A 15,344-nucleotide genomic window follows, 5' to 3' on the forward strand; every position below is an offset into this window, starting at 1 on the left:
ATGAGGCGGCTCGCGAACCCGCAGGGCCGCAGCAAAGCGGAGGGGTGCGGCGGCGCGATTATTTGGAGCAAAGCGGCCGCGAGGAGACTGCGCAGCATGCGGGGAAATAATCGCGCCGCCGCGCTTTCGCGGGGCGCCGCGCCGGTTCAAGTCACATCGCCCGTCGCCGGGATGGTCCTGCAGAACGGGTGGAGCGAGCCCGCGCTATCCGCGTGAACGATCAAACGCAGAAACTTGAGTGAGAAATGCGATCTAACCGCGAACTGTGGCTACGATCAGAGCGACCGCGCCCGAGTTGGCAGTCCGTCTTCCTATCGGCTCATGCCGCGCGGCAAGAAAACGATGTCCAAGGCATGCGATTTGGCGTTTTCGTACAATCCTAGGGTCAGAACCGATATTATCGGGCTCGCCAACTTCCGTCCGGGCTTGGCGATTAGCGACCCCGGCAAGTCAGGATGGTGGGGCGAAGGATGCAGCATCCTCGTATGGGCGGCGCGAAGGCAACTTCGCGTCGCCTCTTTCCTTGGCTGAACCGCGGGCCGTCGCCGCTTGCGGCGGCGGCGCGCCCAAGTCATGAGCGCCGCGCCGGCCCACAAGGCCGCGCGTCATTTTGCGCCCGCAGAAAATATGGCGGGCGACCGAAGCCGCCCGCCGTCCTTTCATGCTGCCAAAGGCTGTGCGTCTTTCGCATCGGGTTCGGGCGCTGCCGGAGCCGCAAGCTCGTGCGCGACCCGCTGCGCCGATTTGACGCTGCCGACCCCGCCCCGCGTCGTATAGGCCGACGGCGGGAAGGCCATCCACAGCGGCACCCACGGCTCTGCCTTGGCGCGGCCGTTCGTGCCCTCAAGGCAATCGGCGATGATCGCTTTCAGCGTTATGCCCTTCTCACCGGCGTTCGCTGCGGCAACCTCCGGTCCCGCGACCTCGCCGGTGATGGCGAGCAGCACTTCGCGGTCGCGAAGCTGGTCGAAGAAGGCCGCGTCCGCCGACCAGTGCTGGCGCATGTCGGTGCCAAGATGAAGGCCGATCATCTCCACCGCCTCGCTTCCCGCCTGCAACGTCTCGCCCATGACGATCGCCACAATCTCCAGCACCACCGGATCGGGAAGGTCGAGCAGCCGCGCAAACAGCGGGGCAAAAGGGGGACGGTTCAGCGGCCTTCCCGTGACGGTGGGAGCTTCCGCATCAAACCCCAACACCGCCAGCACCGCGCGGCGTTTCTCGTCGAACGCCGCTTCGGCGGAACAGCTCTCGACGCTCTCGGCAATATCTTCCTTCGGCGCGCGCTGGCTCTCGACATCGACGCGCCAGAGGTCGGCGCCCGCGATGACGTGCGCGAGCATCGCCCGCAGCGCGACGCCGCCATGCCCCGCGAGATCGGCGCGTACCGCCGCATGACGATGAAGGTCGATATAGGCATTGAGCGGGCCCGACACCTCGGGACGAACAGGCTTGGCGATTTCGGCATCGCCCTCCCCGTCTCCGCCCTCAGTCGAAAGCCGCTTCGCTTCCTTGGCGGTGACGAAGCCTTCGTGGAAGGTCACCTCGCCGCTCTCGCGAACCTCGACATAGATGCGGCCGCCCTTACGCTTGCCCGCATGGGCAAAATCCCACGACCGGAACCAGTCGCCGCGCCCCATGACGACGACATCGGACCATCCCGCTTCGAGATACTCGGCCCTGCGCGCCTCGATGGCCGCCATCTGCGCCGACCAGAAGCCATCGGCGTCGGCAAAGAAGCTGTCCTCACCGAACAGGTCGGACACGACAGCAAGCTTCGCTTCACCGGCATCGAACAACGCGTGCTTCACCGCGATAGCCGTGCCGCCGAACAGCCATGCTTTCAGCTGATGGCCGGTCGGGCAATAGGCGCCTTCGTCGTCGAACAGCGCGAGCCATGATTTCTGCTGACTCTTCGATGCGAGGGTCAGGTGGCGAACCGTGCCCGCATCGATCTCGCCGCCGCGATAGAGGGTGCGGATACGCGGGAGCAGATTGCCGAGCGCGAGAATGCGCTTCACGGCGCGCGGCTCGAACCCGAAACTGTCTGCGACCTCCTCGACGCTGCGCCCCGCCTTCACGAGAGCCACGAACGCTTCCCACTGGCTGACCTCGTCGGGCTGCACCCGCGCGAGATTTTCGAGCATCGACGCTTCGAGCGCATCGGCATCGTCGCCTTCGTCAAGAATGGCGCAAGGAATGGGCCGAACCGCCCCGCCCTCACGTGCAACGGCGCCTACGGCGGTAAAGCGCCGACGCCCCGCAACGATCTCGTAGTGGCCTTCGGAACAATTCGGCCTAACCAGCAGTGGTACCAGCACCCCGCGCGCGCGGATGCTCGGCATAAGGTCGGTGACGTCGGGGTCTTTCCCCTTCCCGCGCATATTGGCGGCTGCGATGGACAGGTTGCCCAGTTCAATGAAATCCAGCTTCATGACTTTCTTCCTTCTCTCACCACACCCGGCCCCGGACGGCGGGGCGGGCGGCGAGAAAAGGCGACGGGATCGCGCCAAAGGACGGCGCGCACCCGAAGGGCCGCAACGATGAGGAGGAGCCGGGCATCGCCCGGCTTGTGCGACGGCCGAGCGGTCCCATAGCCGTGCGCCGAACGACACGCTGTCCGTGGCCGGCCCACCGGCAACGCCGCCGTGCGGCCAGCGCGGCGTCCTCGTCGGATAAGAGACGCGCCCTTGGCGAAGCCGCAGGCGGGGCGGCGTGCGTGCGCAACTGTGCCTAGCCGCCGCCCCGCCAAGATCAGCAAGCCAAGAGCGCCGCGCGGCAACCCAAGCAAACGCGCGACCTCTGGCGGCAGCCTGCCGCTGCCAGTGTGCGCTCATTTGAGGCCCGCTCTTTTTGCGCCTGGGCGCTATGCGAAGAACTCCAGAATGGGATCGTTCCCGCGAGACCATTTGGACATTTCTCCTGCCGGCTGGGCGCCAAAGGATGCCATGTCCTGAATCATCGCGGCCAACCTTTGATCCATGTCGGTTCCGCGATCATTGCTATCAACATCGATGCGCGCCGAGCCGCCCGACCAGAGTTCGACATCGAAAATCTCCGGTCGATGGAGCATATGGCGACCCGAGCCGTCGATAGCTCCGAAATATTGGCGAGCGCCGCGAATATCGCGCAGCGCTCTCATTTCCGAGCGAAGTGCCATATTCGAAACATCACCTTCCGAAGAAGACGGAGCCTTGTCCGACGCCCCGGCATCGCCCGAGTTGCCCGCCACAAAGCTCAGCGCGACATCCGAGAGAGCGGCCGTCGAGCCGTTGAGCCGGGTGAAACCACCCGTGTTGACAACGACATTGTCATTCCATCCCCAGCTTTGCTCGGTCGCGGTGCCTGCGAGATTAATCGAACGGATCCCGGCCTGCGACATCGAGAGATACTCTCCGGTGCCAACAACACCGTCACCGTTCGCGTCCTTCCAGACGTGGAAACTGCCCCACGCCTGATCCGCAACCGACAGAAGGCCATCACCGTTGGTGTCAAAGGCAGAGAGGCCATCAAGGTCGGACTTTGCGCCATATTTGTCATCGACGAACGACAGTTCGCGAGCGTCGGTTACGGTGCCGTCGCCATCCCGATCCAAAGTCAGGAAGCCGTCGCCACTGCTGATCCAGCCTGTAGCGTCACGAATGCCGTCACCCGTCCAATCAAAACGAGCCGTCGAGAGCGAACGATCGATGAGCTTTGCCCCATTGCCGTCGAGATCCAGCACGATTGGCGAGGACAAGGAAACCTGAACGCCATTTTTAAACTCTGCCGTCTCGATGCCGGAAAGCGTGTCGGTGCCGTCGTTTCCATCGACACTCGCCTGATTGTCGACAATCTGGATCGCCCCCGCGCTGGTCGTGATCGAATAGCTCGCCTGAAGCCCGGCGAATACGGCGATGTCATTGCCGGCACCCCCGATCAGCGTGTCGTTCCCCGCATTGCCGCGCAGGACGTCGTTTCCGTCGCCGCCGTCGAGCACATTTGCAGCCGTCGTGCCCGAAATCGTGTCGGTACCCGCACCGCCGATGACATTCTCGATCGAAATCAGCGTGTCGGTTTCGGTGCCGGACTGGGCGTGATTGGAACTCGCGGCAAGATTGATCGTCCAGCCGTTCGCCTCCGCGCTATAATCCGCGGTATCGGTGCCCGATCCGCCATCGATCGTGTCATTGCCAAGCCCGCCGGTGATCCGGTCATTGCCCGCCCCGCCCACAAGATTGTCGGCTCCGGACGACCCGATCAGAATATCGTTGCCGTCATAGGCGTCGATCTTGGTAATACCCGTGAGCGTAATGCCGGCAAAGCTAAGAATATCCGCTCCCGTCGAGCCCCAGACGGCGACATTCGAGAAGCCACCGGAACTGATCGCCTCGATCCCCGAAATAGAGCGGAGTCCGATCCAGCTATTATTGGCCGTAGCGACGATCAGATCGTTTCCATCGCCGCCGCTCACATAATCATAGCCATCGCCAGCGGCACCATATTGGAAGATGTCGTCACCCGCACCGCCATACAGGCCGTCGTCCGCAGCGCCACCGTTGATCGTATCGTTTCCATTACCGCCATACAGGCGATCGGCGCCGGCTGCGCCGGTGATCATGTCATTTCCGTCGAGACCGAAAATGGTGTCAGCGGCTGAAGTCCCGATCAATGTGTCCGCCGCAGCCGTACCATAAAGCGCCGTTCCGATTGTCGTAGCACGATCCCAGATCGTGCCATCGGCAAAACGGACTTCCTCGACCCAGTAGGAGGTCGTGCTGCTCGCCTGGTTCTTGATCGTGACCTTCTCGCCGGTCGATCCGATTGTCAGGATTATGTCGTTACCCGAGCGCGAGATAGACACATCGTCAGCGAGAATACCGGCTCCGAAAACAAGCGCGTCCAGACCACCAGAACCTCCGCTGCTCGTGCTCACATATTCCAGAATGACGTCCTGGCCATCGCCAAGGTTGAAGACATAGGTGTCGTCGCCGCCATTTCCGGTCAACGTATCGTTGCCAAGGCCCGCCAGTATCTGGTCTGCTCCCGCCGACGCGACAATCGTATCGGCCCCGGCCCCGCCATCGATCGAGGTAATGCCGCTGAGGATTATCCCGGAGAGGTTGATATTGTCGTTGGTGCCACCGAATATCAGCTGCGACGACATGCCGTAGATGGCTTCCACCCCGACCGGGGGCGCTGCCAGACGAATGGCGAGGCCAGACGCGGTCACGCGAAGCTGGTCCGTGCCGTTGCCCCCGTTTATCGTGTCAGCGCCATCGGTGGCACTGGTGATTTCGAAAATATCGTCGCCGTCACCGCCCGACAATATGTCATCGCCAGCGCCGCCGCGAATGACGTCGGACTGCGCCGAACCGGTGATCGTATCGGCGCCATCGCCGCCCTCTATCCGCAAAATTCCCGTCAGCGAAACGGCGGCGAAATTGAGGGTGTCGGCCTGATTGCTGCCGGCAACAATCACGTTGGCATGCGAACCGGCGCTGATCTGTTCGATACCAGCAATGCTGCTGAGGCCGATAACGCTGTTGCCAGCGATCGCTTCGATCCGGTCCAGGCCATCGCCACCAACGACGCCCGCCGCGCCATAGTTGCCCGAGACCTTGTACACATCGTTGCCCAGACCGAGATCGACAACTGCGAAACCGCCGGAGCCAGTGAAAACATCGTCTCCGGCCGCAAGATAGACCTGAGAAATTCCGTCGACAGCTGTCGCGCTGAAGTCGAGAATATCAGCCTCGTCGGTCCCCGTTATCGAGACATTCGTAAATCCGCTTGCCGAAATTTCTTCAATACTGTCGATCGACGCGAGGCCGATCACCGTGTCATTTTCGGCGGCCTCGATCCGGTCGTGTCCAGAACCGCCGTTAACGGTATCGAGTCCAGCCTCGCTACCGCGATAGACAAAAATGTCATCGCCGCCGACGCCGCTCAGTACGTCGTCATTTTCGTCGCCCTCCAAGCGGTTGCCCAGATCGTTTCCAGTCAGTTGGTCGCGGCCCATCCCGCCCACGACCGCTTCGATACCGGTGAACAACTCCTGTCCTTCAGCCGCTCCGGACGTTACGATCGATGCCGTTCCAGTCGTGAGGTTGATCGACCAGTCGTCAAGCGAGAAGGAATAGTCGAGCGTATCGAATCCGGCGCCGCCGTCGAATTCATCGGCGCCGGTTCCGCCGGACAAGATATCATCGCCATCGCCGCCGTTGAGGATGTCCTCGCCACGACCACCACGGAGATCGTCGTTTCCATCTCCGCCATTGAGGGTGTCGTCGCCAGCCCCTCCATCGATGATATCGCCTCCACCAAGCCCGGCGAACAAGTTGTCGGTATCGCCTCCCATGATGAAATCGCCATCAGACGTGGCGGGCTGGTTGCCGTAATAAGCCAGCAATTGATCGCGGCTCCAGGTTGTGCCGTCATGGAAGCGAACCAGTTCGACACCTTGGCCGCTCGTTCCGGCAAGCTGGTTGACCAATCGAATCTCATCCCCGCCGGTCCCGATCAAAAGGACAAGATCGTTCGGGCTTTCGGCGCGACGCCTCAGCGACAGGTTCGCCGACGAGATGCCTGCCCCAAAGATCAACTCGTCCGTATCCGTCGAAGCCGAATACTCAAGGAGGGTGTCCACACCGTCCCCCAGGCTGTAAAGGTAGCGATCTGAGCCAAGCCCTCCAGCTAGCAGGTCGTTACCCAAGCCGCCGACCAAATCGTCCGAAGTGATAAAGCCGCTGATCGTGTCGACGCCTGTTGTAGCGACACCCGCCAATGACTGCGCGAGCAACGTTTTCATCGACATGATGGAGCCATCGGAGAATTCGAGGAATTCGATTCCGGCGCCGACCTGAGCCCCCTTATTCTGATCCTTTAGCAGGATCGAACCCGAGTTTCCGGAGAAGGTCAAAAGAATATCGGACGAATTGCCAACTGCGTGAGAAGCCCGGAGGTCGACCGCAAGAATCCCCGTTCCGAAAATGATCCGGTCGTCTGCGCCGACGGGACTAGTCCCGTTCGCCACCGCGTTGCTGGAGCCCTTTTCAACAATTACGTCGTTGCCGTTGCCAAGAGCGTAACGGTAGGCATCACCGCCAGCTCGTCCCTCCAGAATATCGTCTCCGCCCAGCCCTTCTATGGCTTCGCCGAAATTCGTGCCGATCAGCGTGTCATTGCCGGACGTCGGGACAAGGCCCGACCGGGCCAAGAGGTCGCTCCTGTTCCAGGTCACACCATCCGCAAATCTGACCTCCTCGACACCGCTTGACGCGCTGGCCTTTTGTTGATCGAGATAGATGAGATTATGGTCGTCGATGTAGAGAACGATGTCCTGCGCATCAGTCGGAGAGGTGAGAACGCGCACGTCGGTGCTGTTGACGCCTTCCAGGGTCAGAATGTCTGTCGCCGCAGCATCCATTGGATCGTAGATCGTGTCATAGCCATCGCCGCGCCGGAAAACGTAGGTGTCCGACCCTGCGCCGCCGCGTAGCGCGTCATCCCCGCCCATGGCACGGATCGTATCGCCGGAACTCGCACCGATGACTTCGTCGTCGCCCATGGTGACGGGCTGCGCCATTCCTCCGATCGTCGTCCCGGATGTCAGCAGTTTGAGATCGGCCAGCGTTACCACCGTACCGTCAAGAAAGCGCACTTCCTCAATTGTGCCTGAACCGCCAGCGTTGCCGCCCACGATCTGAATCCGATCCTGCGTTCCGATTATGGAAAGCAAGAAATCCGCTCCGTTGTTGAGCTGCGTCACGGCGATATCGCTCGCGGCGATCCCGGGCCCGAACTCGATCCGGTCGACACCATTACCATAATCGCGGACTGCGTCACGACCATCGCCGCGGTTGAATATATAAGAATCGGCACCGTCGCCGCCGCTCAGATAATCGTCCCCCGTGCCGCCTATCAGCCGATCGACACCGGCATTGCCCCAAAGGGAATCATTGCCCGCCCGCCCTTCGAGCGTCTCGCCGGAAGTGCTGCCATAGAAGCGATCGTCGCCGCCCGTCGGCTCTGTTCCGCGTTGTAGAATATCCGTGAGGCTCCAGACGGTGCCATCAACAAAATGAACTTCTTCCACGGTGTTGCCGGCGCCGCTTGCATTCCCTCCGATGACCTGGATCTGATCGTTGGTCCCAATAATCGAAAGCAGGAAGTCCGCGCCATCGTTCATCTGGGTGACGATTACATCGGATGCGGAAATACCCGCGCCGAACTCGATTCTGTCTACCCCGGATCCATTGTCGTAAATCGCGTCACGGCCATCACCGCGGTTGAACACATAAGTGTCGGAATCGGTCCCGCCGCTCAAATAGTCGTCACCGGCACCGCCGATCATCCGGTCGGCACCGGCATTGCCCCACAGCGAATCGTCGCCCGCCTGACCTTCGAGTGTCTCACCTGTGCTGCTGCCGTGGAAGAGGTCGTCGCCGGCCGTCGGCTGTGTTGCGCGCTGAAGAATATCGGCGCGGCTCCAGACCGTGCCATTTGCGAAGTGGACTTCCTCGACAATGTTGCCCGCGCCGCTTCCGTTGCCCCCGATGATCTGGATCTGATCATTGGTGCCTGCGATCGAGAGCAGGAAGTCGGCGCCATCGTTCAGCTGGGTGACAATCACATCGGATGCCGCGATGCCCACCCCGAACTCGATCTTGTCCGTGCCCGATCCGCCCTCGTTGATTGCGTCACGGCCATCGCCGAGATTGAACACATAGGTATCAGAGTCGGTGCCGCCGCTGAGATAGTCGTCACCGGTGCCGCCAATCAGCCGATCGGCACCGGCATTGCCCCACAGGGAATCGTCGCCCGCTTGGCCCTCGATCGTTTCGGCGGCACTGCTCCCATAGAATCGGTCGTCGCTCGCCGTCGGCAGTGTTGCGCGCTGGAGCATGTCTGCCCTGCTCCAGACCGCGCCATTGGCAAAGTGGACCTCTTCGATGATATTGCCCGCGCCGCTTCCGTTGCCCCCGACAATCTGGATCTGATCGGTCGTGCCCCCGATCGACAGCAGGAAATCCGCGCCATCGTTGGTCAGGGTAACAATCACATCCGCGGTGCCGATGCCCGCACCAAACTCTATCCGGTCGACGCCGGAGCCATTGTCACTGATGACGTCCCGGCCATCGCCAAGGTTGAAAACATAGGTGTCGGCATCATTGCCGCCGCTCAGATGATCGTCACCGGCTCCGCCGATCAGCCGGTCAATGCCGCCATTCCCGAAAAGCCTGTCGTTCTTTGCAGCGCCGTTGATCACTGTCGCGGCGTTGGTGTCGTTCACCGTGATTCCCGCCGACAGAGCCGCGCTTGCGAGCACGGCAGCGTGATTCCAAATCGTGCCGTCGGCGAACCGAATTTCTTCGATCGCATAACTTGTGTTGGCGCCGTTACGGATCAGTATCTGGTCCGATGTGCCGGTGATGCGGAGCAGCAAATCGTCACTTATCCGGCTTATGGTAACGTCGGCCGCCGCAATACCCGGTCCGAATTGGATCGCGTCCGTAGCGGTACCGGTGCTCTCGAGTATGACATCCTGTCCATCCCCAAGATTGAACAGATATGTGTCGCTTCCCGTACCGCCGGCGAGGAAATCGTGCCCCGATCCGCCGATCAGTTGGTCATCGCCTTCGCCTGCCGAGATGGTGTCGTTTCCGGCACCCGTAGAAATGATGTCGGCGAGACGCGATCCGGTAACGCCATCACCGCTTGCGGTCGAATCGGCCGCCAGCAGTTGTCCAAAGATCTGGGCCCGGTTCCACACCGTCCCGTCCGCAAACTCGATCGCATCGAAACCCCAATCATAAAGGGCGCCCCGATAGCTTTGTGTATAAAGCTGGCCCTCGAGAACAATCGAACCTTCATGCCCGGCAAAGCCGATAAGCATATTGTTGGCGTTCGCCGGGTCGCGGGCGAAAATGATGTTCGAAGTGGTGATTCCCGCCCCCAGCACCAGCCGGTTTACGCTGGAGCCGTCATCCGTACGCTCGTCATGCAGCCGGTCGTGCCCGTCGCCCAGATTGTAGAAATAGGTGTCCGAACCATATCCCCCGTCCAGATAGTCATTGCCCTGTCCACCGGTCAGTTGGTCATTGCCTTCGCCCGCCGAGATAAGGTCGTTGCCGCCCCCGCCAGAAAGAATGTCGGCATAGCGTGAGCCAATGATGCCATCCTTGTTCCCCGTCGAATCCGCCGCCAGCAACTGCGAAAAGAGCTGTGTCCGGTCCCAGACAGTACCGTCGGCGAACTCGATCGCATCGAACCCCATATCGTAGCGAGCGCCCTGATAGTCCTGCGTGTAGAACTGCCCCCTGAGGGTGATCGATCCCTCGTGTCCGGCAAAGCTGATGCGAAGATGGTTGGCGTCGGCAGGGTCGCGCACGAGCACGATATTCGCAGTAGTAATACCCGCGCCCAAAACCAGCCGGTTTACGCTACCACCATCGCCCTTCCGCTCGTCATAGATCTGATCATGGCCGTCACCGAGATTGTAAAAATAGGTGTCGCTGCCCCAACTGCCGTCCAGATAATCATTGCCCTGTCCGCCGGTCAGCTGATCATTTCCTTCGCCTGCCGAGATAAGGTCGTTGCCGGTCCCGCCTGAAAGGATGTCGGCATAACGCGAACCCGTGATGCTATCGTTGTTCGCGGTCGAATCGGCCGCCAGCAACTGCGAAAAGAGCTGCGCCCGGTTCCAAACCGTTCCGTCGGCAAACTCGATCGCATCGAAGCCCCAATCGTAGCGCCCACCGCGCCAGTCAGACGTGTAAAACTGATTGTTGAGAACCAGCGATCCTTCATGTCCAGCAAAGCTGACACGGAGATCGTACTCGTCGGCCGGGTCGCGTACGAGAATGATGTTCGAGGTGGTTATCCCCGCACCAAATACCAGTCGGTTTACGCTGCCGCCATCGCCCGTGCGATCGTCGGTGATCCGGTCGTGTCCGTCGCCGAGATTGTAATAATAGGTATCGCTTCCGTCGCCACCATCGAGGTGATCATCGCCGAGACCACCCCTCAGCTGGTCATTGCCGGCAAGGCCGGTAATTTGCTCATCCAGCGGAGTTCCCTCAACAACATCTGCGCCGCTTGTCGGAACCAGAAGAATGCGGGCAAATATGTCGCGCAAGGTCCAGCTTGTGCCGTCAACGAACCGAACTTCTTCGATCGCGTTCTCACCTTCCGACAGCGACTGCGCGGCAAGCGTTACGCTCCCTTGCCCGCCCGCAATCGTCAGCTTGATGTCGCGCTGTGCCGCTGCCGACCATGTAACCGCAATATCACCGGCACTGATTCCGACACCGAATTCCAGCACGTCGACATCTGCTGCATAGCCGATATCGGAAATGATGTCGTCACCACCGCCGAGATCGAAGACGTAGATATCCGAGCCAAACCTACCAGCGAGCTGGTCGTTGCCCCCACCGCCGCTAAGGCGGTCATCGTGGATTGTGCCCGAAAGTTGCTCATCGGTCGCGTTGCCGATGACATTCTGCCCTGCATTTTTGGAGAAAATAGCGCGAGAGATCAGGTCACTGCGGCTCCAGGCCCCGGTCTCGAAGCTGACTTGGTCAATGCCCGAAACCGTCCCGAACGAAACGCCGCGCAGGTCGAGCCGGTCGCCTCCACCCATCTCCCCGACAAACAGCAACAAGGCTTCGCCGGCAGAGCGCGCCACGACGCTAATCTCGTTCTGCTCGATGCCGTGCCCGAACTCGAGCGTGTCGCGGTCGGCAGCGCCCAGGCCAGTATCGGAAATCAGATCGATCCCGTCACCGATGCGATAGATGGCCGTGTCGCTGCCTTCCCCTCCATCGAGCCGATCATTGCCACGTCCGCCCTCCAGAAAGTCGCCGCCACCGCGGCCATTGATGGAATCATCTCCTGCACCGCCGTTCAACCAGTCTGAGCCTTCGTCCAAAACGCTGGGCGCGCCATCCGCCCCGGTCAAGTAGTCGTTGCCAGCATCGCCCGAAAGCACATTGCCGCTACCAGTCCCAGCCCACAGCACATCGTTTCCGTTGCCGCCGAAGAGCCAGTCGTCGAGGGTACCGCCGATCAGGCGATCATTCCCGTCTTCGCCGAACAGATCATCGCCGGTGTTGCCACCTATCACGATGTCATCGCCGGCACCCGCGCGCACGACGGTAGCTACCGAAACGCTGTTGCCCGCTTTGATGATCTCGCTGGCCGACGTGCCTTCCTGAATCGTCTTGGATCGCGTATCGATCGTGTCATCGAGCGCTTGGTTGCCCAAATAGATGGCACGCTCGCCGTTCCGGCGATCGCCGCCAATCGTCTCGAACCGGAACCTTACATCGCGGGCGTCGACCTCTGCCTGATTCACGAGATAGGCGAACCCCCCGTCCCAATCATGTTCGTTGCGTTTGAACAACCCGAGATCGGATATTCGCGAAAAGGTCAGGAGCCAATCGGCAGTGAAGACCGAATTGGGTTCCGCGGCGATCAGAGCGTTCACCGACGACGATAAGGCGAGGTAGGTTTTCAAGCGGTCGGCTACAGCCAAATTGCCGAGCAGGACATCCAGACCGAAATCGACATTTGTCACCAGACCGTCTGGATCGCTCATATCGTCGGCATTGGTGCTGTCCTTATACCCCGAAGCCATCGTCGCGAAGAATGCGCGCTTCAAATAGACATCACCGCCGAGAAACTGAAAATCGCTGGCGGCTTTCATCACCCCATATTCAATGAGATCCCTGGCTTCCTTGAACTTGACGCGATTCTCGCTGCTGAAATCGTCCTCCCAATAGACATAGCGCTTGCCCCGCATGCCATAGGATCCGGTTTCGATATCGGTGCCATTAACCAAGGTTCCGCCAATTTTGTCGATGATGCCGTTCATCGAGCTGGCTGCCATATTGCCGAGTTCGCGAGCGGCCGCGCGCTTGCCGCCGTCCTCCTTCCAAACCTGCGATACGAGGAAAGTCCCATTTTCCTCATCGAACTGGACGATAGCACCCGACTTCGGCGTGCCCGTGAAAATTCCTCCGATCAAACCTCCGAGCAGGTTACCCAAAAGCGAGCCAATGGCTGCCCCCAGCACGGGGACCGGGATTGTCGTCTGCCCGACCAGACTGCCCAAACTCGTACCGATCGACGAACCGATTTGCTCGCCTACTTCATCCCAGCTGGCAATTTCATTGGCCAGCGTGCTGCCGATGAAACTTCCCGCGACGTTGCCAAGGTTGTTGAGGAAATCTTCACTGCCGATACCGTCGAAAACGCCGCTATCGCCACCGCCGATGATGTCAGCAATATTATCCGCTATGACGCTCAGCGTATAATTTGCGAGACTGCCGACGGCCTGCCCTGGGATGCCTTCGATTCCAAGTTGATCGATCAGCTCGGCCGTTATCATTGCGCTGAGCGTACCGAGGCCCGCCTGCTGCAGGTCGGTCAGAAACTCCTCTCCGATCCCGCCAAATGCCTGCTCGATGCGAGAGATCGTGTTTTCGCCGCTATCGAACACCAGCGTGTTCAAAACGTCGCCAAAATTCGCCGATAAGGTGGATATGACGGCCGAAGACAGGGTCTGTGTGAGAGCGTCTCCGCCAATGAAGTAACGGCCAAAGACGTTTGCAATAGTTTGGCTGGCATTGACAAAATCAATGCCGATTTCGCTATTCGCCAAGCGGATCGTCGTGGGCTCGCCTCCCCCCGATTTGACGATCACATCCCCATCGCGATGGTAGACCACCCCGGTTTCATAGAGCTTGCCACCGACGATGTAGGCCTCGATGGAAATTTCGCTCGACACGGGCACCGAGACGAGGGCCGCGTCAGGATTCCGCGGATCCTGAGCGATCCCTTGCACCAATCGGCCATTGACCGAAATCGTGCCGTCAGAATTGCGTACCACCGTATATGCAGGCAGCCTGCCAGATGGAGTTTGGGCGACGCTGTCTCCAGCAGCCAAATCGCTTCCTCCCCACGACCCGCCACCGCTTCGTCCGCCGCCGATTAAAGTCACGTCGCCATTGGGAAGCCGGTCAAGAAAGTCCCTGAAAATGTTTGCCGCTTCGCCCAGCAGGTCTCCGCTGACAAGAAACTGCCCTTCGCCCGTAACCGGGTCGCGAAACTTTACATAGGCCGATCGAACGGTTCCATCGCGATTAGCAGTGACGACAATCTCGCCCTGCTCGCCCGGATCGAATGTTCCTACCCTGATTTCGTCGCTGTCGATTCTTTGCCGCGCACGACTAACGCGCAACTGGCCGTTCGCATCCCGCGTATAGATGTCGACGAACAAACCCATGCCGTCGCGGCCATAAAATACTCCGGAGCCACCACTGAACAGGAGGTCGACGACATTCTCGCCAGCTACCGATGAAGCCACGCCCGCTGCGCCGACGAGTATTACGTAGCCGGTGATACCGATCGGTCCGCCCAACAACATCGGCGAGAGCAGCTCGGCCGCAGCGGCAGAACCTGCCGCGCCCGCCAAGAGCGAGGTAGAGACTTTTGCGGTTTCGCGTGCGACGCCCTCCTTGTCACCGATATCGTAAAGATGCTTGATGGTAACCGCCGCGGCGGCGATTTCCAGCAGATCCCCGATCGGGCCCGCATAAGTTCCAGCGACTTTTGCTCCCTTTAGGAAGGTGGCAGTCTTCGCCAACCGCTCGAGATCCGAGTCTGCGAGTGGCTTCGCAACTTCGTCAAATGCGAAGGCCGCTTCGCCCGAAATACTATTGATTCCGCTGGTTGCTGCCGGAGTACCATCCGGGAAAAATTCAGCGGCAACCTTGATACCTCCTGTGGCGCCAAACTCCACCTTCCCTTTCATATTACTTAAGGACTGGCCGGAGACTATATCTAATACCTCCTTGCGGGCTATTTCGGCAGCCTCTACAGCAGTTGCACCACCAGAAAGTGCTTGCGACAATGCGCTATTATGGAGGTTAACGAGGTCGAGCCTCGAGATACCATCGATCGAAGTTACGTTTGGGTTAGCAAGAAGCTCAGGAAGCTCTACAGACGAAAAGACCGTCGCAAAATCGTCAGAATTAGTTAGCTTAGCATATGGGCTTATAGTAATTACATCGCCCGATGCCCTAGATGCTAGCTCCATCGATGCTTGAGACCATAGCGGCTGAATAGCATCATACACATATTCTTGTGAAAGCCCATCTATATCTAAGCGCTCGGCTATGAAGAGTTCGAATTCAGAACTAGATAAAACCTGACCAATACCAGTATCGTTATCGATGAAGAGAGCATCATTCGCTTTGCGCATTTCCTGCGCTATTTCATATGTTCTGCTGAAGGTCTCCTTTCTAGAAACGGCATCAGCACTCATTACATCACCGCTGTACAGGACAACGGTCTTCCCA

2 protein-coding genes are annotated in these 15,344 nt (G+C 59.9%); both read right to left on the bottom strand.

The genetic code is table 11. The annotated features are described in order from the left end of the window. Positions 1-659: 659 nt before the first annotated feature. Positions 660-2,435 (bottom strand): ParB N-terminal domain-containing protein, encoded by a 1,776-nt coding sequence (locus ATE64_RS06850; RefSeq protein ID WP_058453989.1) that lies wholly within the window; start codon positions 2,433-2,435, stop codon positions 660-662. Positions 2,436-2,866: 431 nt separating this feature from the next. Beyond that, positions 2,867-15,310, bottom strand: a complete 12,444-nt coding sequence (locus ATE64_RS21550; RefSeq protein WP_167541750.1) for a calcium-binding protein — start codon at positions 15,308-15,310, stop codon at positions 2,867-2,869. Positions 15,311-15,344 lie beyond the last annotated feature (34 nt).

It is taken from the genome of Sphingopyxis sp. H073 (assembly GCF_001468395.1).
Lineage (GTDB): Bacteria > Pseudomonadota > Alphaproteobacteria > Sphingomonadales > Sphingomonadaceae > Sphingopyxis.

Excerpts from the sequence above, each read along its gene's own strand:
- ATE64_RS06850 (WP_058453989.1), bottom strand. The coding sequence starts at position 2,435 with ATGAAGCTGGATTTCATTGAACTGGGCAACCTGTCCATCGCAGCCGCC.
- ATE64_RS21550 (WP_167541750.1), bottom strand. The coding sequence starts at position 15,310 with ATGAGTGCTGATGCCGTTTCTAGAAAGGAGACCTTCAGCAGAACATAT.